The organism is Prevotella sp. P4-67 (genome assembly GCF_002251325.1).
Classification (GTDB): domain Bacteria; phylum Bacteroidota; class Bacteroidia; order Bacteroidales; family Bacteroidaceae; genus Prevotella.
Genome location: NZ_NPJL01000065.1, coordinates 15,071 through 39,463 on the forward strand (window position 1 = coordinate 15,071; position 24,393 = coordinate 39,463).

Here is a 24,393-nt window from a genome sequence, read left to right on the forward strand (position 1 = left end):
ACAACTATGAAACATCTATTATGTACATTGCTGCTGACATTGACAGTATGCCTCTGCTCAGCCCAGACCGAACACATGAAGTTTAAGGGCATCCCTATGGAAGGAACTCTGCAGTCGTTTACCCTCAAACTCAAGGCCAAAGGATATGTACCCTTAGGCACCGAAGACGGCGTATCGGTGCTGAAAGGCGAATTTGCCGGTTACAAGAATTGCCATATCTATGCCGTGGCCGACAAGAGCGGCATGATATGTCGCGTCTGCGTAGAGTTCCCCAAAATGGACAAGTGGAGTGACCTCGAAAGCTGCTACTCCAGCTATAAGGACATGCTCACCGAGAAATACGGCGAGCCCAAAGTATGTGTGGAGGAATTTCAAAACAAGTATGCAGATGACGACAACAGCCGCATGTGCGAAGTTCAGCTTGACCGCTGCAAATACCACAGCACCTTTGCCTGCAAGAACGGAGATATAACCCTCGAGATAACCCATCAGAAATTCGACTGCTTCGTGCAGCTCAGCTACTACGACAAAGCCAACCAGGACAAGCTGAGACAAAACATTATGGAGGATTTGTAAAGTCAAGAGGGCTAAAAACAAAAAAACTCCCACCGAAGCGGGAGTATAGGTTTTACCCTTCGGCATTACTGCCTTATTGTGGTTTGATGTAGGAAACGGACGATATACAACTCTATAGGCCGCATCTATTCTTTAATACCAGTTGTGGTTTGATGTAGGAAACGGACGATATACAACCATCATGGCTCCCAGCCAATTCAATCACGCGTTGTGGTTTGATGTAGAAACAGACAACACGAGATGCCTTTCTCCCCCAAGCGACTCCACCAGCGGATGGAAAAGCGGATGCGACGCCTCCTATATATATAATAAGGTATATATCCGCGCCCAATCCCGCCCCTTTGTGCATGGCAGAAGAAAAAATGGGGATTGAGGGATTGGAGGTCAATGTTTTTTTGTAACTTTGTAGCGTCTCTGTGGCAACCCTGGGGCTTGACGGCGCAAGCAGTTATGGCTGTGGGATAGACACGGAGCGGAAAGAAATGTTATCAAGCGATATTTCTATTTATACTGATATAGTTATGACAAATTCTACAGAGAATCTCTATCAGCTTGACGGTAGAGTACCATTGGGCAAAGCTGTCCCATTCGGTCTTCAGCATGTACTGGCCATGTTTGTCAGCAACATTGCGCCTATCATGATTCTTGCCAGCGCCATAGGGCTGGACAAATCAGTCAGTGCGGTGCTCGTACAAAACTGTATGGTAATAGCGGGTATAGGTACGCTGGTGCAGCTCTACCCCGTATGGCGAATAGGTTCGCGGCTACCCATCGTGATGGGTATTTCCTTTACCTTCCTCTCGCTGGCCATCAGCATTGGCGCAGCCTATGGCATGGGCACCCTCATCGGAGCGGTGATTGTGGGCGGCGTGCTGGAAGGACTGCTGGGACTTTTCGCCAAATACTGGATAAAACTGATTCCGCATGTCGTGGCAGCCACTGTGGTGACAGCCATCGGATTCTCGCTGCTGCCGGTGGGAGCCAACTCCTTTGCCGGCGGACTGGGCGCAGCCGACTTCGGCAGCATGGACAACTGGATTGTGGGCAGCGTTACGCTGTTGGCCTGTCTGCTCTGCCAGGTGTTTACCAAGGGATTCCTGCGGTCGCTGTCGGTACTCATGGGCCTCATCGCGGGCTATATCCTCGCTCTCTTCATGGGTATGATTGATTACAGCGGACTCAGCGATATATCGATTGTGGCGCTACCCAAGCTGCTGCCCTTTACGCCTGAGTTCAACATCGGCGCGATACTCTCGGTGACGGCGGTCTATCTGGTCTCGGCGACAGAGACGATAGGCGACACGTCGGCACTCTGCAACAGCGCGCTCGGACGCGACCCCAAGCAGAAGGAGATGGGGTCTGCCATCTGCTGCGACGGTTTTGTGAGCAGTGTATCAGGACTCTTCGGCTGTACCCCCATCACCTCGTTCAGCCAGAACGTGGGTCTGGCTGCCATGTCGGGCGTAGTCAACCGCTTCACGATAGGCGTGGGTGCCGTGGTAATGATTGTGGGCGGCATATTCCCGGCTATAGGCTATGTGCTTACCACCATACCCCAGGCCGTACTTGGAGGCTGCACCATCATGATGTTTGGCAGCATCCTCTTTGCCGGTTTCGGCATGATGGCCCGCTCCGGATTCTCTCAGCGCAACATGATTATCGTGAGCCTCTCGCTGAGCGTGGGACTCGGTTTCACCCAGGCCACAGACATGTTCAACATCTTCCCCGAGATTGTGCGTACGGTATTTGCCGACAACTGTGTGGCTGTGGTATTCCTCCTGGCCGTGGTGCTCAATCTGATTCTGCCCAAGGAGAAGGAAGACGCTGCTGACAAGCAATAACGATACAAGACACTCCATTACTGAAGAGACGACAGCCGACGATGGGCCCCACAGCGCCCTGCCGGTTGTCGTCTCTTCGGTTTCAGGGGTCTGCGTGTCTATCATAATCATGTAAAATCAAGCATTTTGCCATTCTTTCGTTGCATAAATCAAAAAAAACTCCTAATTTTGTATACTTTCTGCAATAAACGATAATAACTATGGACGACGACAAGACCAAAGAGGAAACAGACGATATACTGGACAACGACCAGCACTCCGACTATCGCCCTGCCGACCGCTTCGACGCTTCTGCCGTGCATCACCTTTCGGGAATGTACAAGAACTGGTTTCTGGATTACGCCAGCTACGTGATCCTGGAACGTGCCGTACCTCATATCGAGGACGGTCTGAAGCCTGTGCAGCGCCGCATACTGCACACCATGAAGCGCATGGACGACGGCAGATACAATAAGGTGGCCAACGTGGTGGGCGAGGCGATGAAGCTGCACCCCCACGGCGACGCGTCGATAAGCGACGCGCTGGTGCAGCTGGGCCAGAAAGAGCTGCTCATCGACACCCAGGGCAACTGGGGCAACATACTGACCGGCGACCGTGCTGCTGCCGGACGATACATCGAAGCCCGTCTTACCAAGTTTGCCCTCGACACGGTGTTCAACCCCAAGACCACCGACTGGCAACTGTCGTACGACGGCCGCAACAAGGAGCCTATCACGCTGCCCGTGAAGTATCCGCTACTGCTGGCCCAGGGAGCCGAAGGTATAGCCGTGGGTCTGGCGTCCAAGATTCTGCCCCACAACTTTACCGAGATATGCCAGGCTGCCATAGCCTATCTGCGCGGCGAGAAGTTTGCCCTCTACCCCGACTTCCCCACCGGCGGTTCGATAGACGTATCCAAATATAACGACGGACTGAGAGGCGGAGTGGTCAAGGTGAGAGCCAAGATAGAGCAGGTAGACGGCAAGACGCTCGCCATACGCGACATCCCCTTCACCAAGACCACATCAACTCTGATAGACAGCATCACCAAGGCTATAGAGAAAGGTAAAATCAAGATACGCCGCATCGACGACAATACCGCCGCCGAGGTGGAGATACTGATACACCTGGCGCCGGGCACAAGCCCCGACAAGACCATCGACGCGCTCTATGCCTTCACCGACTGCGAGACCAACATTTCGCCCAACTGCTGCGTAATCAAGGACAACAAACCCTGCTTCCTCACCATCAGCGACGTGCTGACCCACTCGGTCGAGCACACCAAAGACCTGCTGAGGATGGAGCTGGAGATACGCCGCAACGAGCTGCTCGAGCAGCTGTTCTTCATCTCGCTCGAGCGCATCTTCATCGAGGAACGCATGTACAAGGAGACCCGCTTCGAGCAGGCTCCCAACCAGGACGCCGTGGTGGAGTTCCTCGACGAGAAGTTTGCTCCATTCAAGAAGAAGCTGGTGCGCAGCATCACACGCGACGACCTGCTGCGTCTGCTCGAAATCAAGATGCAGCGCATCCTGAAATACAGCAAGGACAAGGCCGACGAACTGCTGGCGCGTATCAAGAAAGAGCTCAAGGAGATAGAGCACGACCTGGCCCACATGACCGACGTGACCATCAACTGGTATGAGTATATCATCGAGAAATATGGCGCCGACCATCCACGCCACACTGAGATACGCAACTTTGACACCATCGAAGCCACCGAGGTAATCGAGGCCACCGAGAAGCTCTACATCAACCGCAGCGACGGCTTCATGGGCACCGGACTCAAGAAAGACGAGTTTGTGTGCAACTGCTCCAAGATAGACGACATCATCATCTTCTACCGCGACGGCAAATACAAGATCGTCAAGGTGGCCGACAAGTTCTTCGTGGGCAAGAACGTAATCTGGGCGCAGGTGTTCAAGAAGAACGATGTGCGCACCATCTTCAACGTGGTCTATCGCGACGGCCGCAAGGGCATGTGCTTCATCAAGCGTTTCTTCGTCAACGGCTGTACTCGTGACCGCGAGTACGACCTGACCCAAGGCACCGAGGGTTCGCGCATCATGTACTTCACTGCCAACCCCAACGGCGAGGCCGAAGTGATAAAGATAACGCTCGAACCCGACTGTACAGCCAAGAAGAAGGCCAATATATTCCTCGAAAAGGATTTCTCCGAAATACTTATCAAGAACCGTACGGCACGAGGCAATATCCTCACCAAGAAGCCCGTACACCGCATCTCGCTCAAGAGCCGCGGCCACTCCACCCTGGGCGGACGCAAGGTGTGGTACGACCCCTATGTGCGACGCATCAACTATGAAGAGCGGGGCAACTACCTCGGAGAGTTCAGCGACGACGACCGTATACTGGTTATCCTCAACGACTACAGCTACTACTTCACCGACTTCGACGCCAACAACCACTATAGCGAGGGCATCGTCGTCATCGAGAAGTGGAATCCCGAGAAGATATGGACCGCCGTGCTCTATGATGCCGACAACAACCGTCTGCTCTACATCAAGCGATTTGCGCTGGAATACTCGCGCAAGCCGCTCAACATCATGGGCGAAAACCTCAAGAGCAAGATGGTGCTGCTCACCGACACGCCCTATCCCCGTCTGAGGGTTACCTTCGAGGGCGTCGATGTCAAGCAGCCGCCGCTTGAGGTCGAGGCTGCCGACTTCGCCACCATCCGCTCGGTCAAGGCCCACGGCCGCCGTCTCACCATCTACAAGGTCAAGACGGTAGAAGAGCTTGAGCCTACCCGCCAGCCTGAGCCCGAGCCCACTGCCAGTGACGCCGACGACAGCACCGACGACACCAACCTGGACCCCGATGCCGGCAAGAGCCAACAGCAGGTCATCGACGAAATCACCGGCCAACTCAGCCTTTTCACCAATGACGACAATTAAGACCATCCTCCTGGCGCTCCTGGCAGTCGTGCCCTGCTCCATCGCTTGGGCCCAGAGCGAGCGCATAGTCACCAATGCCCGCATGGTGGGCATTGGAGGCGCCGAGGTGCTTGACACCTATCTCTCCCCGCTCCATTACAGGGGCACCGAGCTGAGATACATCTCACACACCCTGCGCGAGAAGACCGACACCACGCGCCTCTTCCATGAAATCATCCACCAGGGCAGCCTCTCTCTTCTTGAAAACAAGAGCGGCTACGGTGGCGAGATGGCAGGCAGCTACAATTTCCAGTACGGATGGCACTGGCATCTATGCGATTTCCATTTCAAGGGAAGCACCCTGCGACTCGACGTGGGTGGAAACATCGACGCCAACATAGGTTTCATCTACAACACCCGCAACTCCAACAATCCCGCACAGGCCCGAGCCTATCTCAACCTTACGCCCACAGCCGCCGCCACCTACACCCTGCACTGGCGCCATCCGCTGGCAGTGAGATACGAGGTGTGGCTGCCAGTTGCCGGCGTCATGTTCTCGCCCAATTACGGACAGTCCTACTACGAGATATTCTCCAAGGGCAACTACGACCACAACGTGGTGCCCACCTGGGTAGGCAACGCGCCGTCGATGAGGCAGATGCTCACCGTCGACTACAACCTGTGGGGCACCACCCTGCGCGCCGGCTATCTGGGCGACTACCAGCAAGCCAGCGTCAACCACCTCAAGTCACACATCTACACCCATGCGTTTGTCATCGGTGTGGTGCGCAAGTTCAGCATCCAAAAGATTAAACAGCCATGACCCTTCCACGCCTTTCTCTCTTGTTCCGCCTATGCCTGGCATGCCTTGTCGCCATCAGCATGACCAGCTGCGTAGATGAAGACGAATACACCAACTCGCCGAGCGGCAACTTTGAAGCCCTATGGCGCATCATGGACGAGCACTACTGCTTCTTCAGCCAGAAGGGCATAGACTGGAACGAGGTCTATCAGCGCTACTCACGCCAGATAGACAACCACATGAGCGAGAACCAGCAGTTTGAAGTGCTCTGCAACATGCTCAGCGAATTGCGCGACGGCCATGTCAATCTCTACTCCACCTTCGACATCGGCCGCAACTGGAGTTGGCGCGAAGACTATCCCTCCAACTTCTCCGACACACTCTCCCGACGCTATCTCGGCACCGACTACCGCATCGCGTCGGGCATCAGCTACCGCATCCTCGACGACAACATAGGCTATATGCGCTGCTCCACCTTTGCCAACGGTTTCGGCGAAGGCAACCTCGACGACATCATGGCCTACCTGCTCACCTGCCGCGCCCTCATCATCGACATACGCAGCAACCCCGGTGGAATGATAAGCGCCGCCGAGCAACTGGCTGCCCGCTTTACCGACGAAGACATCCTCGTGGGATATGTGCAGCACAAGACGGGCCGCGGCCACAACGACTTCTCTGCCATGAAGGAGCAGCGGTTGCGCCCGAGCCGCGGCATACGCTGGCACAAGCCGGTGGCAGTGCTCACCAACCGCACCGTCTTCAGCGCCGCCAACGAGTTTGTCAAGTATATGCGCTGCTGTCCACGCGTCATCACCGTGGGCGACCACACCGGTGGCGGAGGCGGCATGCCCTTCAGCAGCGAGCTGCCGTGCGGATGGAGCGTGAGGTTCTCTGCCTGCCCCATCTACGACCGCAACCGCCAGAGCACCGAAGACGGCATAGCCCCCGACCATGTGGTGAGCATTACCGACAGCGACCTCCAGCGTGGCATTGACACCATCATCGAGGAAGCCCGTAAAAAATTGAATGACAGCAAATAAAAACTCACGCATCGTCACGTTTCTCATTTTTTTATCGTAACTTTGCACCATTATTGCGCTTGTGGCGGAATTGGTAGACGCGCCAGACTTAGGATCTGGTGGCTCAGGTCGTGTAGGTTCGAGTCCTATCAGGCGCACCCGCTAATCCTAATTGCTTATCAACAAGCAGTTAGGATTTTTTTGTTTGTTTACCCAAGCCCCATTGGCTGCGCGGTCATCACTCGTGGTCACCCGATGGCCAGGCTGTCAGCCTCTACATTTGATGACACCACTACTGACAGGCTGGAGGAATGTGTAGAGATAGAAGAGGGATAACTTGAAGTGGGCAACAAGCATAATATATTCTGCAAAATGGCTGAGGAGACAACCCTATTCGGAATTTCCGCTATTATTGAATGCTTGGAATGAGAAGCGTTGCTTGAGACCCTAACTACGGGAGTAACCAGAACCAATACAGATTTGATTGAACCAGCTTGTTCAAAGCAATGCCATACTCGGTTAGCCCAATGACCCAATAAATGGCCCAATAAATGACCCAATAAATGTATCTATGTGGCATTATGGAAAAAACGGCGAAAACAGCTATTTATCAGCAAAAAAGTATTATCTTTGCAACCGCTTTTGAAGACAAGCGCAATAATTACGAGACCAAGCGCGATGTCTCCGAAGCCATGCGCAACCGCTTTTGAAGCCATGCACAATGCTTTTGAAACCAAATGCCCTATGTCTGAATCTACATATAGAACAATGGAAATGAAAGATATCGCACGAATACTTAGACTTGCAGTGTGGCGCAGCCATGCTGTGGCTGTGGCGACTGTTGTGGTGAGCATGCTGGCGGCCATTGCCCCAGCGGCGCATGCCAAGGACATCAGCCCGATGGAGGCTGTCAGGATTGCCCGAAGAGTGGTTAACCTGTCGGACGACTGTGCCGCCAAAGCCAGGGCGCAGAGCCGCACGGCGACGCCCATTCCACCTTATTATATATATAACGACGCGCGGGGACAGGGATTTATCATCGTTGCCGGCGACGACGAGATGGGAGAAATCCTGGCCTACAGCAGGGAGGCCACGCTCGACACGCTGACAGCCAACCCCTGCGTCAAACTGCTCTTAGAGGGTTACCGCCAGACCTACGAGGCAATCAAGGAGGGGTGGGTGACCATCAGCCCCAGAACCCGCAGCGCACTCTACACCAAGACCGTAGAGCCGCTGCTGAAGAGCAAGTGGGGACAGTCGCACCCCTTCAACGCCAAGACCGGCTACCCCTACAGCGGATGCGTGGCTACGGCGGTGGCGCAGATGATGTACTACTACCAGTGGCCCGCCCAGGGCAAGGGGAGCAACGAGTATCTCGTCAAGTACTACAACACGACGGTGAGCGCCGACTTCAGCCAGTCGCGCTACGACTGGGCCAACATGCTGCCCGACTACCGCTACCCCATCGCCGCCACGCAGAAGCAGGAAGACGCCGTGGCGCTGCTGATGAGCGACGTGGGCATAGCCTCGTTTATGCAGTACACCCCCGACGCGAGCGGTACCCAGGGACTCTTTGCCTACAAGGCGCTGCAGAAGCACTTCGACTACACCGCTGCCTATGTCACCAAAGCCATAGAGGGCCCCAGCCGCTTTGCCGAGATACTGCGGCAGGAACTGCTCAACGGGTGTCCAGTCTATCTGGACGGACGGCCCGCAGGGACGGCGTCAGGGCACGCCTGGGTGGCCGACGGATTTGACTAGAACGGACTCTTCCACATGAACTTCGGCTGGGAAGGACAGGGCGACGCCTACTACTCGCTCACCAACCTCAACGTGACCGAGACCGGAAGTGAATTCCAAGGCAAGCCGTTGGCCTTCAACCGCGCCCTCACCGCCATCCTCGCCCACCCCAACAACGGCAAATATCCCGACATCGACCGCGGACTGCTGGAGACCTCGCCCCAACTGATGTTCAACGAGGGCGGCTCGCTCTCCATCAAGGGCGCAGACAAGACCTTCAATCCGTCGCAGACGCAGACCGTAGAGGTCAGCTCGTTTGTGAACCGCGGCAACCCCTTCCGTGGCGACATCGGCGTGGCGGTCTACGACGCCCAGGGCAAGTTCGTCCGCGTGGCCTATTCTGACGACCACGCCACCGGCGGACTCACCCAGCGAATCTACGGCGACGGCCTCGACGGATATATGGGCACCGACTATCTCATCAACGAGCCCCAGCCCATCCACCTGAGTCTCGCCCAGCTCGCCGATGGCTACTACCGCCTCATCGCCGTATGCACCGCCCGCAAGGACGACGGTTCGTGGGACGATTTCTTCCCCATAAAGAAGGCGCCCATCATCGAGGTGGAACTGAGCAACGGCTCCGCACGTATCTCGGAAATCTGTTCGGAGGAAGCGCGGTTCCAGCTGATGGGCCAGCCCCGCCTCTCCGACGAAGCCTATCAGGGCGAGAAGGTGGTGGCGTTCTTCCCCGTGAAAAATCTCAATGGCGTGCCGCGCGACTGTTATCTGAGGGTGAGGCTGCTCGATGCCGACAGGACAGTGGTGCTCGACACGCGCGTGGACGCACTGACCGAAATCGAGGGCTTCACCGAGACCGAGATACCCATCCCCCTCTCCATCCCCGCCTCGCTCGCCCCAGCGCGCTACGAGGTGCAGCTCGAGATGACGGGCGACGAGGCAGAGACGCTCCACTACCCCATCCTCAACATCCACGACCGCGATGCCGCCTATATCGATGTGGTCAAGGGACAGGACAGACCGATTATGGCCAAGGCGGAGATATTCCTGGCCGACGACTCCAACTCCAAGGTCGAGTCGGGAAGCATCGACATCACCAGGATGCCGCTCTTCAAACTCGGAGTGTCGCTACGCGCAACCGAAGGACGCAGCTACGAGGGCTACGTATATATGTTTGGCGAAGACACGCAGACCCATGAGACCATCCAGATACCGGGTATCGAGGATAATGTCAGCGTCCATTCATCGTTTGATGTGCCGCTCTTCAGCTACTGGTTGCGTCAGAGCAACCAGCCCTTTGCAGACGGCCACACCTATCGCATCTATGTCACCGGCAAGACCGACGGAAACGATGTGGAGCTGACCTCGCCCAAGGCGCCGGCTTACTACCTCAAGCGCGAGGGCAGCATCTTCTCCATCTATAGCGGCACCGCCACAGCCATTGACGACGCCCCGACCACGGCGCCCACAGTGAGCCTCAGCGCCGGTCAGCTTGCGGTGAGCGCCGAGGGGCTCAGAGCCATACGGCTCTACAGCGTGAGTGGCACAATGGTCGGCCAGGCACCAGCCACCGACGCCCGCCGCGCCGAACTCTCCCTCCAGGGTCTCGCCCAGGGCGTCTACCTCCTGCGGATAGAGGCTGGAGCGCGCACCACCACCTACCGGTTCATGAACCGCACCGCCGCCCCTCTGCGATAGCCACTGCGACAGCAGTCCACCGTCACCGCCACCACGGCGCAACCATAGCCATCCCCCCTGCCCAACGACAGGCAGCGGGGATGGCTTTTTTGCGTCGCCGCCACCAGCCACCCAAGCACCGCCACCCGCTCCGCCTCGCCCCTCATGCCGCAGGGTCAGCCAGAGGGCGTCATCGCCATCACCTCTACCACCATGGCCAGCTCGTACCTTATGTCACGAGCCCTCGCATCATAAGTCACGAGCCCACGTTTCAGAAGGCACGAGCCCACGTATCATATGTTACGAGCCAGCCGTGATGATTGCGCAAGTCGGGATGGCGGTCAACAGGGTAGCGGCAATGCCCATCACGCTCCGCGAAATCACCATGGGCAACATGGCGTGGGTTACGGGAGTTGCGCAGACAGCAAGAGGCGCAGTGACGCCCCACTGCGATGCCCACCGGCCGACAACGACATCCACCCACAAGCCCCATCCCGGCCTTCCCCAAGGGAGGGCACTGAAAAAGTCCCCTTTTTTTATGACCAAAACGGAAAATGCTTACGATTTGTAACTTCTCTTTCTGCAAATCGCCTAAATAAGGCTAAAATAGACAGAAAATAAAGGGTAAAACAGCTATATCTCCGTCATCAACTTTCAATTTGATAGTGGGTTTTAGTTTTTCAGTGCCCTCCCAAGGGGAAGGCTGGGGAGGGGCTCCCAATAAGCAGCTGTTTTTTTACCTCCAACGGCGGATTTTTTTTACGGCCAAAGGCCGCTTTTTTTACCGTCGCGGCGGCTGTCGTCATGCACGGCATGACGGTGGGGATGGTGGAGACGGCAAGGAGGAAAACTCGTTTTCCGACTGTCGGCACCGCCATCCACGCCAAGGCGAAGCCGACAGCCACAGCCACGGCTTTTTGTATTTATATCAACCTATTATAGAAGTATCCATTAATGGATTTACCCCGCAATCGGCCCTCCGCAAGCAGCAGCAACTCTGTAGGAGTTGCGTTTCCCCAGCCCAGGGTTGCGGGCGAAGCACGCTACCCTGGGTAACTGCCCCCACTAACCTGGCAACTCTGTAGGAGCTGCGATTAGCCGTAGGCGTTACCCTCACCAGGACAATTGGCAGGAATGGATAGGAAAATACCATTAAACTGAGTATAACGCCTTCGGCTAAACGCAACTCCTACAGAGTAGCTACACCTTATTATATCTGTACCCAGGGTAGAGGCGCTACGCACCTCAACCCTGGGCTATGAAATCGCAACTCCTACAGAGTTGCCAGGGGTGCGCACCATCCATCTGCAAGCCCCATCCCGGCCTTCCCCAAGGGGAAGGAGCACCACATAACCGCCTCAAACACAGCAAGAATTAGCTCCAGTCACTGGAGGAGGGCTGAGGAGGGGCTTTCTAAACGGCTGGGGAGATGCTTTCAATAAACAGCTGTTTTTGTACCGCCAACGGCGGACTTTTTTTACGGCCAAGGGCCGCTTTTTTTACCGTCGCGGCGGCTGTCGTCATGCACGGCATGACGGTGGGGATGGTGGAGGCGGCAAGGAGGAAAACTCGTTTTCCGACTGTCGGCACCGCCAGCCACGCCAAGGCGAAGCCGACAGCCACAGCCACGGCTTTTTGTATTTATATCATTCCCTCATAGACGCAATAAATAGTTGATAAAACGCGCAATTGGCCCCCCGCAAGCAGCAGCCACGGTTTTTTGTGTCTGCATCGGCAAAGCACTGCCCGCAACGGGCCAATCGGCACCGCCATATCGGGCATAAAATGAGCTGACGACAACCTCCAAGGAGCCATTGTTGATTTTTTTTAAGATATTTTTATCAATTTATTTTCCGTATCAATATATTTCATTATATTTGCACCATCGTTATTATAACGATTAACTAAGAACATACATTACTAACCAATTAAATTTATCTTAATGAACAACATTCCTTTAGTATTTTGGCTCATCCCGATTGCCAGCGTAGTGGCTCTGGGTATGGCATGGTACTTCTTCCGTTCGATGATGAAAGAAGAAGAGGGCACAGACCGTATGAAAGAAATTGCCGAGCACGTCAGGAAAGGCGCAATGGCCTATCTGAAGCAGCAGTACAAGGTCGTGACCATCGTATTCATAGTGCTTGCCATCGTATTTGCCTTCATGGCTTACGTGCTGAAAGTGCAGAACCCCTGGGTTCCGTTTGCATTCCTCACCGGTGGACTCTTCTCGGGTCTGGCAGGATTCTTCGGCATGAAGACCGCCACTTACGCATCGGCACGCACAGCCAACGGCGCACGCACGAGTCTGGACAAGGGACTGAAGATAGCCTTCCGCAGCGGTGCCGTGATGGGTCTCGTCGTTGTAGGTCTCGGCCTGCTCGATATCGCTATATGGTTTATTGTTCTCAACGCCGTCTATGAAGGAGAGGGCACCGCTCTCATCACCATAACCACGACCATGCTTACCTTCGGAATGGGTGCCTCTACCCAGGCGCTCTTTGCCCGTGTAGGCGGAGGTATCTATACCAAGGCTGCCGACGTGGGTGCCGACCTTGTGGGTAAGGTCGAGGCCAATATCCCTGAAGACGACCCCCGCAACCCCGCAACCATCGCCGACAATGTGGGCGACAATGTGGGCGACGTTGCCGGTATGGGCGCCGACCTCTACGAGAGCTACTGCGGGTCGATACTCTCTACCGCTGCTCTTGGTGCCACAGCCTTTGCCATGAACGATGACATGCAGCTCCGCGCCGTCATCGCTCCTATGATTATCGCCGCCATCGGCATCTTCCTCTCCCTCATCGGCATCTTCCTGGTGCGCACCAAGGAGGGAGCCACCATGAAGGAACTGCTCCACTCGCTGGGCTTGGGTACCAACGTCAGCGCCGGTCTGATAGCCGTGGCTACCTTCGCCATACTCTATCTCCTGGGTATCGACAACTGGCTCGGCCTCTCCTTCTCTGTCATCAGCGGTCTTGTAGCCGGTGTCATCATCGGTCAGGCTACCGAGTACTACACCTCTCACAGCTACACGCCGACACAGCAGATAGCCGAGGCTTCGCAGACAGGTCCTGCCACCGTCATCATCAAGGGTATAGGAACGGGTATGATATCGACCATGATTCCCGTGCTCACCATCTCAGTGGCCATCATGCTCAGCTATCTCTGCGCCAATGGCTTTGATATGTCTCTGTCTGCCCACTCTATCAGCACCGGTCTCTACGGTATCGGTATCGCCGCTGTGGGTATGCTCTCCACACTGGGTATCACACTTGCCACCGACGCCTATGGTCCTATCGCCGACAATGCCGGAGGCAACGCCGAAATGAGCGGTCTGGGTAAGGAAGTGCGTGAGCGCACCGACGCCCTCGACGCCCTCGGCAATACCACCGCCGCCACCGGCAAGGGCTTTGCCATCGGTTCGGCTGCCCTCACCGCCCTCGCACTGCTTGCCTCTTATATTGAGGAAATCAAGATTGCCATGGTACGTGCCGTGGAAAACGGCAAACAGTATTTCGACGCCGCTGGTGAGGTGTTTGACCCCGTCAACGCCACCACGATAGACTTCATCGAGTTCTTCCAGGTCAATCTCATCAACCCCAAGGTGCTCGTAGGTGCATTCCTCGGCGCCATGGCAGCCTTCCTCTTCTGCGGACTCACCATGGGAGCCGTAGGCCGCGCTGCCGGGTCGATGGTACAGGAGGTTCGCCGCCAGTTCCGCGTCATCAAGGGCATCCTTGAGGGCAAGGCTACTCCCGACTACGGCCGCTGCGTAGAGATAAGCACACGCAGTGCCCAGCGCGAGATGATTCTGCCGTCGCTGCTGGCCATCATCATCCCCATCGTCATCGGTCTGGTGCTTGGCGTAGCCGGCGTACTGGGTCTGCTCACCGGTGGACTTGCTGCAGGTTTCACCCTCGCCGTGTTCATGTCCAACTCTGGCGGTGCATGGGACAATGCCAAGAAGATGATAGAAGAAGGCAACTTCGGAGGCAAGGGTAGCGAAGACCACAAGGCCACCATCGTAGGCGACACCGTGGGTGACCCGTTCAAGGACACATCCGGCCCGTCGCTCAACATCCTCATCAAGCTCATGTCGATGGTAAGTATCGTCATGGCAGGCCTTACCATCGCCTTCCTGTAAGGCTCGAGCCTGCTAACCCATAAAGCGGAAGTCTGCATATCGCCCACCAGGGCATATGCAGACTTCTTGGTTATGACATTTAGGAGCCCATACAGATTGATACCCACACTGTCACATCAGCCACGTTCATCCTCATCCCAAACGTCTACAACTACAATTCGACCGCCAACAGGTTCGGGGCTCAAGACAACAGGCTCAGACTGCTCTGCGACATGGATATCGTTGCAGGAAAAGTGCTTATTACATTTCTTGAGCAACTCTTTTTGCATATTTGGTATTAATTTTGGTACCAAAATGGTTGCCAATTGGAATATTATAACTATCTTTGTAGCATAAACAAAATAAACAATAGTCATGACGATAGTTAGTGCAAGAGACTTTAGAGCCAACCAGGGCAAATACTTCTCCATGGTGAACTCCGGTGAACAAGTGATATTGAAATCACGTGAAGGCAGTTTCCGTCTGCTTCCAGTTACTTCTTCCGACTCCGTTGCGGAGAGTACACAAGATATTGCGGCCGACCTAAGGGGAGCTCTCAGAGAACTTAAGGATGTCATTGCAGGCAAGAAAGAGCTGAACACACTTGACAAGTTGATTGATGAACTATAGAATCACAACATCAAGTTATTTCAATGTGACAGCGAAGAGGCTTGCAAAGAAATATCCTTCATTCAAGGATGACCTGACCAACTTTGGAAAGTCGCTCCTCGAGAACCCGTTACAAGGTGCAGAACTGGCTTCTGGCATCCGTAAGATAAGAATGGCCATCAAGTCCAAAAGCAAAGGAAAAGCCGGCGGAGCAAGGGTCATCACTTATAACTTCATCACAAAGGAGATGGATGGAGAAATAGTGCTGCTGCTCATCTATGACAAAGAGGATGCTGCAACGGCAAAGGTCAATGTGCTCAAACAAATCATTAAGGAAGAAGGCTACCCTATCGGATGACTCGTAACGAGCCACATTGCCAGTAACAGACATTCATGCGAAACCGATGATACCATGACGGATGGTATCATCGGTTTTTATTGTTCCTCCTGCAAGAACAAACATGCGGGGCTGCCAACAGAGTCACGCTGCGGTGGATATATCGACGAAGAGCGAAGACGGGGCGGCGCCTACGGGAGGCCCTGTCATCAGGGAAACAGCCGCGAGGAGCGGAAAAGCGAAAAGGATGCCCGCAGACATCCCTTCAGACTGGCCGTGTGGCCATTTATACTTTCCAAGTCTTAGGCAGATGGCGCTTTACGCTCCTGACTGCCGATGCCACAGAGGGCGGAAGCGGGTCGAGCATCATCTCGCGCAACGTGATATGGAGTTCGCGCAGCAGCTCGGGATAATGGCGGCACAGCTCATAAGCCAGTTTGACACACAGGGCACGGCAGGCAGCCGTCTCGCGTGGCTGCAGGGCGTGGTCGAAACAGAAGTTGAGCAGGTCGATACGGACATCATCGGCACCAAACGGCAACCGGCTGACGAGGCAGAGCTGCATACGTCTTCTGCCGCTCACCTCCTCTGCCACAGTCCTGGCAATCAGGTCGGCGCGGTGGGTCTCCAGCCATGCGTCCTCGCTCTTGGGCAAGTGGTTGAGAATCCACAGGGCGTTGGTTGCGGTGCGGCTGTCGTCGCTGTCCATCAGCCGGTAAACCATGTTCATCAGCCCATCATTGCCAGCGCACTCGGCGCAGAGGGCTTCTATCTCGGCGGCTCCGTGAGACTGGGCAAGCCGGGCTGCCCAATGGTCTGCGCAGGCAGTCTCCACTGCCGTCATCCTATCTTGGTCATGTGATACCCCATACGGCGCAACTGTACAGCCATGCCAGCCAGATAGAGCTGGTGGAGACAGGCGATATAGGCGCGGAAAGCCTCGGCGCTGCCAGGAGTAAGCCCCTCGTGGCGCAGCAGAGACAGCGCACGGTTGGCACACTCGTTGACCAGTCGGCTCACGGCGCCATGGGCTTCGGCATCGAGACCGAGCACCTCGTCGAGGATATAGTCGTCGGTATGGTCGAAACCGCGCACGTCGCGCAAGGTATTATATATATGTGCATCGGCGTCGGCACGCTGCCAGTCAGTGTCCCACAGCTGCGCCATGGCCATGCCGACAAACATAATCCAACCCAGGGAAACGGTAGGATAGGCGTTGAACTCGCGGATGCCGTCGGGCATATAGTCCTCACCCACCTTGCGCCATGCCTCCTCTACATCGGGACACTCGGGCATGGGCACGTCTATCTCTTGTCTGCCTGCCAGATAGGTAAGCAGGTCTTCTCTCACTCTCTGTTCAAAATTCATATTCTCTATTATTGTTTCATTGTCAACTTAGTATGACGCCGTGCAGGCGATGCCCATGTCCTCGACCCTGCGGCGTATGGCGTCGAGCTCGAGGGGCGTCGCCTTCTGCAGACAGGTGTCGGGCGTGGGGCGGTCTATGGTGTAAATCATCACCTCGGCGGGCTGGATGAGTCTTACCGCCTCCAGCCACGGCGCGACATAACGCTCGGCGGTATTGCCCACATCCTCGCCGTCGATAGAGCCGTGCATGAACATGGTCTGGATGATGACGTGACCGTCGAAGAGGCGCAGTTGGTCGATGATGTCGGCGGCACGATAGGCGCGACTGGCGGGGCGGGTGGCGAGGGGGATGTAGGCATCGTCGACCGTATCGAGTTTCTGGATATTGTTGTCTACCTTCATCAGCGCCTCACGCACCTCGCTACGATGCAGCTGCGTGGCGTTGCTCAGCACCGATATGCGCGCGTCGGGGCAATAGCGGTTGCGCAGGGCGATGGTGGCGTCGACGATTTCGGCGAAATGGGGATGGGCGGTGGGTTCGCCGTTGCCGGCAAAGGTAAGCACGTCGGGACGCGAGCCATCATCTGCCATCGTCTGCAGCTGCCGCTCGAGCGCCGCCATCACTTCGGCGACCGTCGGACGCGGTGTGCGGGTCTGTCGCTCATGGTTGTATCCACACTCACAGTAGATGCAGTCGAAGGTACAGTATTTGCCGTCGGCGGGCATGAGGTTGATGCCCACCGAGAGGCCCAGACGGCGACTGTGAACAGGGCCGTAAATGGGCGAATTATGTAGCTGTGTACTCATATCTTTAGCATTAACAGCTGCAAAGGTACTCGTATTTTCAGGCAATACGCGTTAATGGTGGTTAAAATGTCGTATATTCGCGTTTTTTTTTGTTTCTTTGCACCAAAATTGGCATATTATATCCACAAGGCAAATGGCTAAAAGACATACTAAATCGCGGAATCGTCAGGGACTGCAAGCCGTGACCCTCTGCATAAGCACCGCAATGGTGCTCGTTTTGTTAGGCTTGGTGATATTCTCAGTACTGGTGGCCCGCAACACCTCTGAATTTGTTAAGGAAAATCTGGTAGTGACCGTCATGTTCGAGCAAGACATGACCACCCCCGAAGGCAGCCAGCTCTGCGCCCGCCTGAAGACCCGCCCTTATATCAACCACCTCGACTTCATCAGCAAGGAGCGCGCGCTGAAAGAGCAGACCAAGGTGCTGGGCACCGACCCCACCGAGTTTACCAATGGTGAGAACCCCTATCTCCCCTCTGCCGACATCACGCTCAAGGCCGACTATGCCAACAACGACTCACTGCGCTGGATTGCCGCCGAGCTGAAGAAATATCCCAAGGTGAGCGACATCACCTACCAGAAAGACCTGGTGGAGAGCGTCAACCGCAATCTCGCCAAGGTAAGCATTGTGCTGCTGGTGATTGCCAGTCTGCTTACCTTTGTATCGTTCTCGCTAATCAGCAACACCGTGCGGCTGGGAGTCTATGCCCGCCGTTTCTCCATCCACACCATGAAGCTCGTGGGAGCCTCATGGGGTTTTATACGCCGCCCGTTCCTGGGCCAGGCTGCCCTCATCGGCGTCATCGCTGCCCTGATGGCCTGTGCCGTGCTGGGTAGCGGCATCTATGCCGTCTACTATTACGCCCCCGACATGATGGCCGTCATCACCTGGCAGGTCATCGCCATCACGGCTGCCACCGTGCTGCTCTTCGGCATCCTCATCACCGTCTTCAGCGCCACCATCTCGGTCAATAAGTTTCTGAAGATGAAGGCTGGCGACCTCTACAAGATATAAGAAGAAAACAACAACAATATGGAAAAGAGAAATTTTGCTTTTGATAAAGTCAACTTTATCCTCATGGCCATCAGTATGCTGATAGTCGTGCTGGGCTTTATCCTCATGTCGGGCCCCGGCTCTACGGAGACCCACTACAACGCTGACATCTTCAGCACCATGCGCATCAAGGTAGCCCCCGTGGTATGCTTTGTGGGCTTCATATCCATGATTTATGCCGTCATCCGCAAGCCTAAGGACGAGGCCGGAAGCGATGACACCAAGGAAACCGAGAACAAGAACATCGCCGCAGCCAACGGTTGCGAGGACCACACCATAACCCAAGACAACAAACGATAACAATGAACTGGTTTGAAGCATTATGGTTGGGCATTACACAGGGCCTTACCGAATATCTGCCCGTCAGCAGTAGCGGACACCTCACGATTGCCTCAACCCTCTTTGGCATCGAGGCCGAGGAGAACCTGGCGTTCACCATCGCCGTACACGTGGCTACAGTACTGAGTACCCTCGTCATCCTCTGGAAGGAGATTGCCTGGATATTCAAGGGACTCTTCCAATTCAAGGTCAACGACGAGACGCGCTATGTGTTCAACATCCTCATCTCGATGATTCCCGTGGGCATCGTGGGCCTGTTCTTCAAAGAAAATGTGGAGCAAATCTTCGGCTCAGGCCTCGCCATCGTAGGCTCGATGCTGCTCGTCACCGCGCTGCTGCTCACCTTCTCCTACTACGCCAAGCCCCGCCAGAAGGAGAACATCAGCCTAAAGGACGCCTTCATCATAGGTCTGGCCCAGGCCGTGGCTGTGATGCCAGGTCTGTCGCGCTCGGGCTCTACCATTGCCACAGGACTCATCCTGGGCAACAACAAGGCCAAGCTCGCCCAGTTCTCCTTCCTCATGGTCATCCCCCCCATTCTGGGCGAGGCTCTGCTCGACACCATGAAGATGGTGAAGCACGGTGCAGCCTCCGTGATGGGCGACATCTCGCTGGGCGTGTTGGCCGTAGGTTTCGTGGCCGCCTTCGTGTCGGGCTGCGTAGCCTGCAAGTGGATGATTAACATCGTAAAGCGTGGCAAGCTGATATACTTCGCCATCTACTGTGCCATCGCCGGTATCGTCACCCTCATCTGTTCATTCTGCTAAACCACAGACATGAACTTCAAGACAGGTGAGATATTTGCCATCGACAAGCCCTATGGCATTACCAGCTTCAAGGCGCTGGCCCACGTGCGCTACGTGCTGTCCCACACCCTCGGACATAGAGTCAAGATAGGCCACGCCGGCACCCTCGACCCGCTGGCTACCGGCGTGCTGATACTCTGCACCGGCAAGTGTACCAAGCAGATAGAGACACTGCAGGCCCATACCAAGGAGTATGAAGCCACGCTGCAGCTGGGCGCCACCACGCCGAGCTATGATATGGAGCACGAGGTCAACGAGACCTTTGCCACCGCCCACATCACCGAGGACGCTATACGCGAGGCGCTGCCCCAGTTTGTCGGCGACATCCAGCAGACCCCACCCACCTTCAGCGCCTGCAAGATAGACGGAAAGCGCGCCTACTCCATGCGACGCGAGGGGCAGGACGTGGTGCTCAAGCCCAAGAACATCCACATCGACAGCATCGAGATTACCCGTTTCGACCCCGACACCATGCAGCTCGACCTGCGCATCGTCTGCGGCAAGGGCACCTACATCCGTGCCTTGGCGCGCGACCTGGGCAGAGCCCTCGGCAGCGGAGCCTACCTTACCCAGCTGCGGCGTACGCGTGTGGGCGAATACGATATAGATAAATGTATAGTGTATGACCATTTCCAGGAATGGTTGGATAACCAAGAAATAGAAACAAGCAATGAAACTGTCACAGTTTAAGTTCAAATTGCCCGAGGAGCAGATTGCCCTCTACCCCCATAGCATCTATCACGACTTCGTCGATGATAATGGCAACAAGGTTACATCGCGCATCACCCGACGCGATGAGTGTAAGTTGATGGTACTGCACAGCAAATCGCAGACTATAGAACTCTATAAGAAGGATGCCGATGGCAATCCTATCGAAGGCGAGTACCTCGATTTCCGTAACGTGCTCGACTATTTCGATGAGGGCGATACCTTCGTCTTCAACGATACCAAGATTTTCCCTGCCCGCCTCTACGGTACCAAGGAGAAGACCGACGCCAAGATTGAGGTCTTCCTGCTGCGCGAGCTCAACCAGGAGATGCGGCTTTGGGATGTGCTGGTAGAACCTGCCCGCAAGATACGTATCGGCAACAAGCTCTTCTTCGACGACTCGGGCACCATGGTAGCCGAGGTCATCGACAACACCACCAGCCGCGGACGCACCCTGCGGTTCCTCTACGATTGTCCCCACGAGGAGTTCAAGCGCGAGCTCTTCGCCCTGGGCGAAGCCCCACTGCCCCGCTACATCATAGACCGTCGCGAAAACCACCACGGCACCGCCGAAGACCTGGAAGACTTCCAGTGCATCTTCGCCAAGAACGAGGGTGGCGTGACCGTGCCTGCCTCGGGCCTCCACTTCAGCCGCGAGCTGATGAAGCGCATGGAGATTAAGGGCATCGAGACCGCCTTTGTCACCCTGCACTGCGGACTGGGCGCCTTCCACGACATCGAGGTGGAAGACCTCACCAAGCACAAGATGGACTCAGAGCAGATGATTATCACCCGCGAGGCCTGCGACAGAGTCAACTCTGCCAAGGCTGCCGGCCACCATATCTGCGCCGTGGGCACCAGCGTGGTCAAAGCCACCGAGACCGCCGTGGGCACCGACGGACTGCTGAAGGAGTACGACGGATGGACCAACAAGTTTATCTTCCCTCCCTACGACTTCGGACTCGCCGACACGATGATCGCCAACTTCTACCACCCCTACTCCACCCTGCTGATGGAGACCGCCGCCTTTGGTGGCTACGACCTGGTGATGGAAGCCTACAATCTGGCCTTGAAACATGGATTTATGTTTGGATGCTATGGCGACGCCATGCTTATCATGAATGACTGATCACTGCGTATATCTGGCACTGGGCTCCAACATGGGCGACCGCCATGCCATCATGAGCCGTGCCATAGACGAAATAGGAAGACTGATTGGCGTCGTAGAGCGCCGGTCAGTCTTTTTGGAAACCGAGCCTTGGGGCTTTGACTCCCCCAACCGGTTCCTTAACGCCTGCGTGCGTTGCCGCACCACGCTCACACCGCGCGAGGTGCTTGCCGCCACCCAGGACATAGAGCGGCAGTTGGGCCGCAAGAGCAAGTCGACCGACGGGCAGTATCACGACCGTCCCATCGACATCGACATACTCATCTACGACGACCTGCACATCGACGAGCCCGACCTGCACATTCCCCACCCGCTGATGCACGAGCGCGACTTCGTCATGAAACCTCTGCGCGAGATTATGGACTGACCCGTCCACACCGCCCGAGCCAAGCCCCGCGACCACGCAGCAAAACGAGGTGGACTCCCTGCAAACCTTCGCGACCACGCAGTACCCCACACGGCCAATCGCCGCCAGCACAAGCCCATAGCGAGTGCTGGCGGCGATTGTCGTTTAAGTGCCGAGTGGTGCAGAGCGCGAGTTTTTCATTATGGAGATGACCATAATCGGGAAAGCGGGGCATGAAATGACTGTTTCATGACTGGAAACGGAAATTTCATGGTTTGCAATAACTGTATCGCAACGCGCAAACAACTTTAAGGGCAGCTCTGCATGGAGGAAGGGCAGCTCTGCATGGAGGAAGGGACGCTCTGCATGGAGGAAGGGATGCTCGGACTGGAGGAAGGGATGCTCGGACTGGAGGAAGGGACGCTCGGACTGGAGGAAGAGACGCTCGGACAGGAGGAAGAGATGCTCGGACAGGGTGGGCGGCATCACGGACTGCGCGACCTTACCCAGGGACATAAAAAAAGAAAGATTGCGACTCTCATCACAATCTTCCTTCTCGTGTCGGGATTACTGGACTCGAACCAGCGACCTCGCGCCCCCCAGACGTGTGCGCTACCAACTGCGCTAAATCCCGAACTTGCGGGTGCAAAGGTACATACTTATTGCGAAATAACCAAACTTTCACTCTACTTTTTTCAAAAATTCCTCTATTTTTGATGTTTGTCTGTTGTTTTTATAGTCTCCACGGCGATAGAGGTACCTCCGGGCGGCGCCGAGGTACCCTCCACGGTTGCGAAGATAACCTCCAGCGACACGGCGATGATGAGCGCCGTCGCCCAATCCTAAAAATATCAAAAAAGATGGCCTTTTTTTTGTATTGTCTCCATTTTGCATTAACTTTGTGTTATTATATATATAATAAGGTGGACGCCGGTGCCCCTGAGGTCATGCTCCGCCTTGCCAAACGGACAATGCAATATGAAACAGACATTCCTCTACATGCTGATGGCAGTGCTCGCGCTCACTTTCGGCGCCTGCTCGAGTGACGACGGCCCGCAGCAAGACCCTACACCCAAGGTAGACCTGGACGACGACCAAACCACCGCCGAGCTCAACGAGAGCTACACCTACAAGTTGCCCGTTATCTTCCACGTATTCTACAAGGACGAGGCCGAGATGAAGCAGAAAGTCACCGCCTCGCGTCTCGCCGATATTCTCGACCACGTCAACCGCATCTACCAGGGCGGCTACTACAGCACCGACATCGGTACCAGTGAGAATATCAACATCCGTTTCAATCTCGCCACCCACGACGAGCGCGGCAACCGCCTCGCCACCCCCGGTGTGGAATACGTCAAATGGGACGGCACCTACCCCATCGACGCCAACGACTTCATGAACAACAACAAGAAGGGATATGCCCGCTATCTGTGGGAGCCCAACGACTATATCAATGTGATGGTCTATCCCTTTGCCCCCGAAGCCAACTCTGCCGAGGTCACCCTGGGCGTGAGCCATCTGCCCTTCACGCTGAAGGGCGTCAACGAGACCGACGGCCTCTCTGCGCTCGAGTCCAAGTATAACGACATCAGCAAGAAGAACCTCTCCTTTGCCTACTGTTCGTCCATCAACAGCGATTTCATCAACTACGAAGTAGACCGCTATACCAACGCGTCGCACAACATCACCTCGGGCACCCTCAACCAGGCCAAGTTTGACATCAATGTCACCCTTGCCCACGAGCTGGGCCACTATCTGGGTCTGCTCCACGCCTTCTCTGAGAAGGAAGATGCCAACGGCAATCTCCTCGAAGATGCCTGTGACGACACCGACTACTGCACCGACACCCCATCGTACAACCGTCCCGCCTATCTGCGTCGCGTCACCGCCCTGCTCAACAGCAGCCAGGTCCAGTCTATCTCCTTCAAGGAGCTCGCCGAACGCACCTCTTGCCGGGGCGACAAGTTCTTCTCTACCAACATCATGGACTACGCCTACACCTATGCCTTCGAGCTTACTGCCCAGCAGAAAGCCCGCATCCGCCGTGTGCTCTACAACAGTCCGCTCATCCCCGGCCCCAAGCAGCGTCTGCGCACCAAGAGTCGTGTGGCCACGGGCTCGGCAGACGACATGGGCGTGATAGACCTGCCCATCCGCGTGGTCAAGTAGGATAACAATG

At 55.6% G+C, this 24,393-nt stretch carries 23 protein-coding genes, 2 tRNA genes and 1 pseudogene; 19 read left to right on the plus strand and 7 right to left on the minus strand.

The window, feature by feature from the left end:
• Window positions 1-6: 6 nt before the first annotated feature.
• The 9 genes from CIK92_RS11185 (at window position 7) to CIK92_RS14100 (ending at window position 10,567) form a co-directional block, all read left to right on the plus strand.
• A complete protein-coding gene (locus CIK92_RS11185; RefSeq protein WP_094389127.1) occupies window positions 7-576 on the plus strand; it encodes a hypothetical protein in 570 nt (189 codons plus the stop codon).
• Between the two features lie 521 nt (window positions 577-1,097).
• Window positions 1,098-2,417 carry a nucleobase:cation symporter-2 family protein gene (locus CIK92_RS11190; RefSeq protein WP_094389128.1) on the plus strand — a complete coding sequence of 440 codons (1,320 nt, stop codon included), beginning with the start codon at window positions 1,098-1,100 and terminating at the stop codon, window positions 2,415-2,417.
• Between the two features lie 200 nt (window positions 2,418-2,617).
• Complete coding sequence (locus CIK92_RS11195; protein WP_094389129.1) at window positions 2,618-5,311, plus strand: DNA gyrase/topoisomerase IV subunit A; 2,694 nt, start codon at window positions 2,618-2,620, stop codon at window positions 5,309-5,311.
• Window positions 5,298-6,113, plus strand: coding sequence for a DUF3316 domain-containing protein (locus tag CIK92_RS11200; protein WP_094389130.1), 816 nt, complete (start codon window positions 5,298-5,300; stop codon window positions 6,111-6,113). Before CIK92_RS11195 ends, CIK92_RS11200 begins: the two co-directional genes overlap by 14 nt.
• Complete coding sequence (locus CIK92_RS11205; protein ID WP_094389131.1) at window positions 6,110-7,132, plus strand: S41 family peptidase; 1,023 nt, start codon at window positions 6,110-6,112, stop codon at window positions 7,130-7,132. Before CIK92_RS11200 ends, CIK92_RS11205 begins: the two co-directional genes overlap by 4 nt.
• A 55-nt stretch (window positions 7,133-7,187) precedes the next feature.
• Window positions 7,188-7,269: transfer RNA gene (locus tag CIK92_RS11210), tRNA-Leu, on the plus strand.
• A gap of 423 nt (window positions 7,270-7,692) precedes the next feature.
• The gene (locus tag CIK92_RS14215; RefSeq protein ID WP_256387338.1) at window positions 7,693-7,821 is read left to right on the plus strand and encodes a hypothetical protein; all 129 of its coding nucleotides are present in this window, start codon (window positions 7,693-7,695) and stop codon (window positions 7,819-7,821) included.
• A 58-nt stretch (window positions 7,822-7,879) separates the two neighbouring features.
• The gene (locus CIK92_RS14095; RefSeq protein ID WP_254046079.1) at window positions 7,880-8,872 is read left to right on the plus strand and encodes a C10 family peptidase; all 993 of its coding nucleotides are present in this window, start codon (window positions 7,880-7,882) and stop codon (window positions 8,870-8,872) included.
• Between the two features lie 15 nt (window positions 8,873-8,887).
• Window positions 8,888-10,567 carry a T9SS type A sorting domain-containing protein gene (locus CIK92_RS14100; RefSeq protein ID WP_254046080.1) on the plus strand — a complete coding sequence of 560 codons (1,680 nt, stop codon included), beginning with the start codon at window positions 8,888-8,890 and terminating at the stop codon, window positions 10,565-10,567.
• Between the two features lie 1,392 nt (window positions 10,568-11,959).
• Here CIK92_RS14100 and CIK92_RS11230 read toward each other — a convergent pair.
• Window positions 11,960-12,169 carry a hypothetical protein gene (locus CIK92_RS11230; protein ID WP_144289416.1) on the minus strand — a complete coding sequence of 70 codons (210 nt, stop codon included), beginning with the start codon at window positions 12,167-12,169 and terminating at the stop codon, window positions 11,960-11,962.
• Window positions 12,170-12,488: 319 nt separating this feature from the next.
• On the opposite strand from CIK92_RS11230, the gene CIK92_RS11235 reads away from it, so the two are divergent.
• A complete protein-coding gene (locus CIK92_RS11235; protein ID WP_022311732.1) occupies window positions 12,489-14,693 on the plus strand; it encodes a sodium-translocating pyrophosphatase in 2,205 nt (734 codons plus the stop codon).
• A 116-nt stretch (window positions 14,694-14,809) separates the two neighbouring features.
• Here the strand turns inward: CIK92_RS11235 and CIK92_RS11240 are convergent, their stop codons facing one another.
• On the minus strand, window positions 14,810-15,049 hold the full coding sequence (locus tag CIK92_RS11240) for a hypothetical protein (RefSeq protein ID WP_094389135.1): 240 nt from the start codon (window positions 15,047-15,049) through the stop codon (window positions 14,810-14,812).
• On the opposite strand from CIK92_RS11240, the gene CIK92_RS11245 reads away from it, so the two are divergent.
• Complete coding sequence (locus CIK92_RS11245) at window positions 15,048-15,302, plus strand: type II toxin-antitoxin system Phd/YefM family antitoxin (protein ID WP_094384785.1); 255 nt, start codon at window positions 15,048-15,050, stop codon at window positions 15,300-15,302. The two genes, CIK92_RS11240 and CIK92_RS11245, sit on opposite strands and share 2 nt — an antisense overlap.
• A complete protein-coding gene (locus tag CIK92_RS11250) occupies window positions 15,292-15,639 on the plus strand; it encodes a hypothetical protein (RefSeq protein WP_094389136.1) in 348 nt (115 codons plus the stop codon). Before CIK92_RS11245 ends, CIK92_RS11250 begins: the two co-directional genes overlap by 11 nt.
• Before the next feature lie 265 nt (window positions 15,640-15,904).
• Here CIK92_RS11250 and CIK92_RS11255 read toward each other — a convergent pair whose 3' ends face one another.
• From CIK92_RS11255 to CIK92_RS11265, 3 genes are read right to left on the minus strand one after another with little or no spacing between them, the layout of a single operon-like run.
• A complete protein-coding gene (locus CIK92_RS11255; RefSeq protein ID WP_144289417.1) occupies window positions 15,905-16,453 on the minus strand; it encodes a hypothetical protein in 549 nt (182 codons plus the stop codon).
• A 5-nt stretch (window positions 16,454-16,458) separates the two neighbouring features.
• The gene (locus tag CIK92_RS11260) at window positions 16,459-16,986 is read right to left on the minus strand and encodes a hypothetical protein (RefSeq protein WP_022311738.1); all 528 of its coding nucleotides are present in this window, start codon (window positions 16,984-16,986) and stop codon (window positions 16,459-16,461) included.
• Between the two features lie 27 nt (window positions 16,987-17,013).
• Window positions 17,014-17,793, minus strand: coding sequence for a radical SAM protein (locus CIK92_RS11265; RefSeq protein ID WP_094389138.1), 780 nt, complete (start codon window positions 17,791-17,793; stop codon window positions 17,014-17,016).
• A gap of 133 nt (window positions 17,794-17,926) precedes the next feature.
• On the opposite strand from CIK92_RS11265, the gene CIK92_RS11270 reads away from it, so the two are divergent.
• From CIK92_RS11270 to folK, 6 genes and pseudogenes are all read left to right on the plus strand, one after another.
• Window positions 17,927-18,808: an ABC transporter permease gene (locus CIK92_RS11270; RefSeq protein ID WP_022311740.1), complete on the plus strand. Its 882-nt coding sequence runs from the start codon at window positions 17,927-17,929 to the stop codon at window positions 18,806-18,808.
• Between the two features lie 18 nt (window positions 18,809-18,826).
• Window positions 18,827-19,051: pseudogene (locus CIK92_RS11275) on the plus strand (DUF3098 domain-containing protein); the annotation flags it as partial.
• Between the two features lie 98 nt (window positions 19,052-19,149).
• Entirely contained in the window at window positions 19,150-19,953 is an 804-nt protein-coding gene (locus tag CIK92_RS11280) for an undecaprenyl-diphosphate phosphatase (protein WP_094389139.1), read from the plus strand.
• A gap of 9 nt (window positions 19,954-19,962) precedes the next feature.
• Entirely contained in the window at window positions 19,963-20,682 is a 720-nt protein-coding gene (gene truB / locus CIK92_RS11285) for a tRNA pseudouridine(55) synthase TruB (protein ID WP_094384775.1), read from the plus strand.
• Window positions 20,663-21,829 carry a tRNA preQ1(34) S-adenosylmethionine ribosyltransferase-isomerase QueA gene (gene queA / locus CIK92_RS11290; RefSeq protein ID WP_094384773.1) on the plus strand — a complete coding sequence of 389 codons (1,167 nt, stop codon included), beginning with the start codon at window positions 20,663-20,665 and terminating at the stop codon, window positions 21,827-21,829. The genes truB and queA overlap by 20 nt, the downstream gene beginning before the upstream one ends.
• Entirely contained in the window at window positions 21,822-22,235 is a 414-nt protein-coding gene (gene folK, locus CIK92_RS11295; RefSeq protein WP_022311745.1) for a 2-amino-4-hydroxy-6-hydroxymethyldihydropteridine diphosphokinase, read from the plus strand. The genes queA and folK overlap by 8 nt, the downstream gene beginning before the upstream one ends.
• 144 nt (window positions 22,236-22,379) lie before the next feature.
• Here the strand turns inward: folK and CIK92_RS13830 are convergent, their stop codons facing one another.
• Both CIK92_RS13830 and CIK92_RS11305 read right to left on the minus strand, forming a co-directional pair.
• Complete coding sequence (locus CIK92_RS13830; RefSeq protein WP_094389140.1) at window positions 22,380-22,730, minus strand: hypothetical protein; 351 nt, start codon at window positions 22,728-22,730, stop codon at window positions 22,380-22,382.
• 45 nt (window positions 22,731-22,775) lie between these two features.
• A tRNA-Pro gene (locus tag CIK92_RS11305) sits at window positions 22,776-22,848 on the minus strand.
• Between the two features lie 344 nt (window positions 22,849-23,192).
• Here CIK92_RS11305 and CIK92_RS11310 point away from each other — a divergent pair.
• On the plus strand, window positions 23,193-24,383 hold the full coding sequence (locus CIK92_RS11310) for a zinc-dependent metalloproteinase lipoprotein (protein WP_094389141.1): 1,191 nt from the start codon (window positions 23,193-23,195) through the stop codon (window positions 24,381-24,383).
• Window positions 24,384-24,393: the final 10 nt, after the last annotated feature.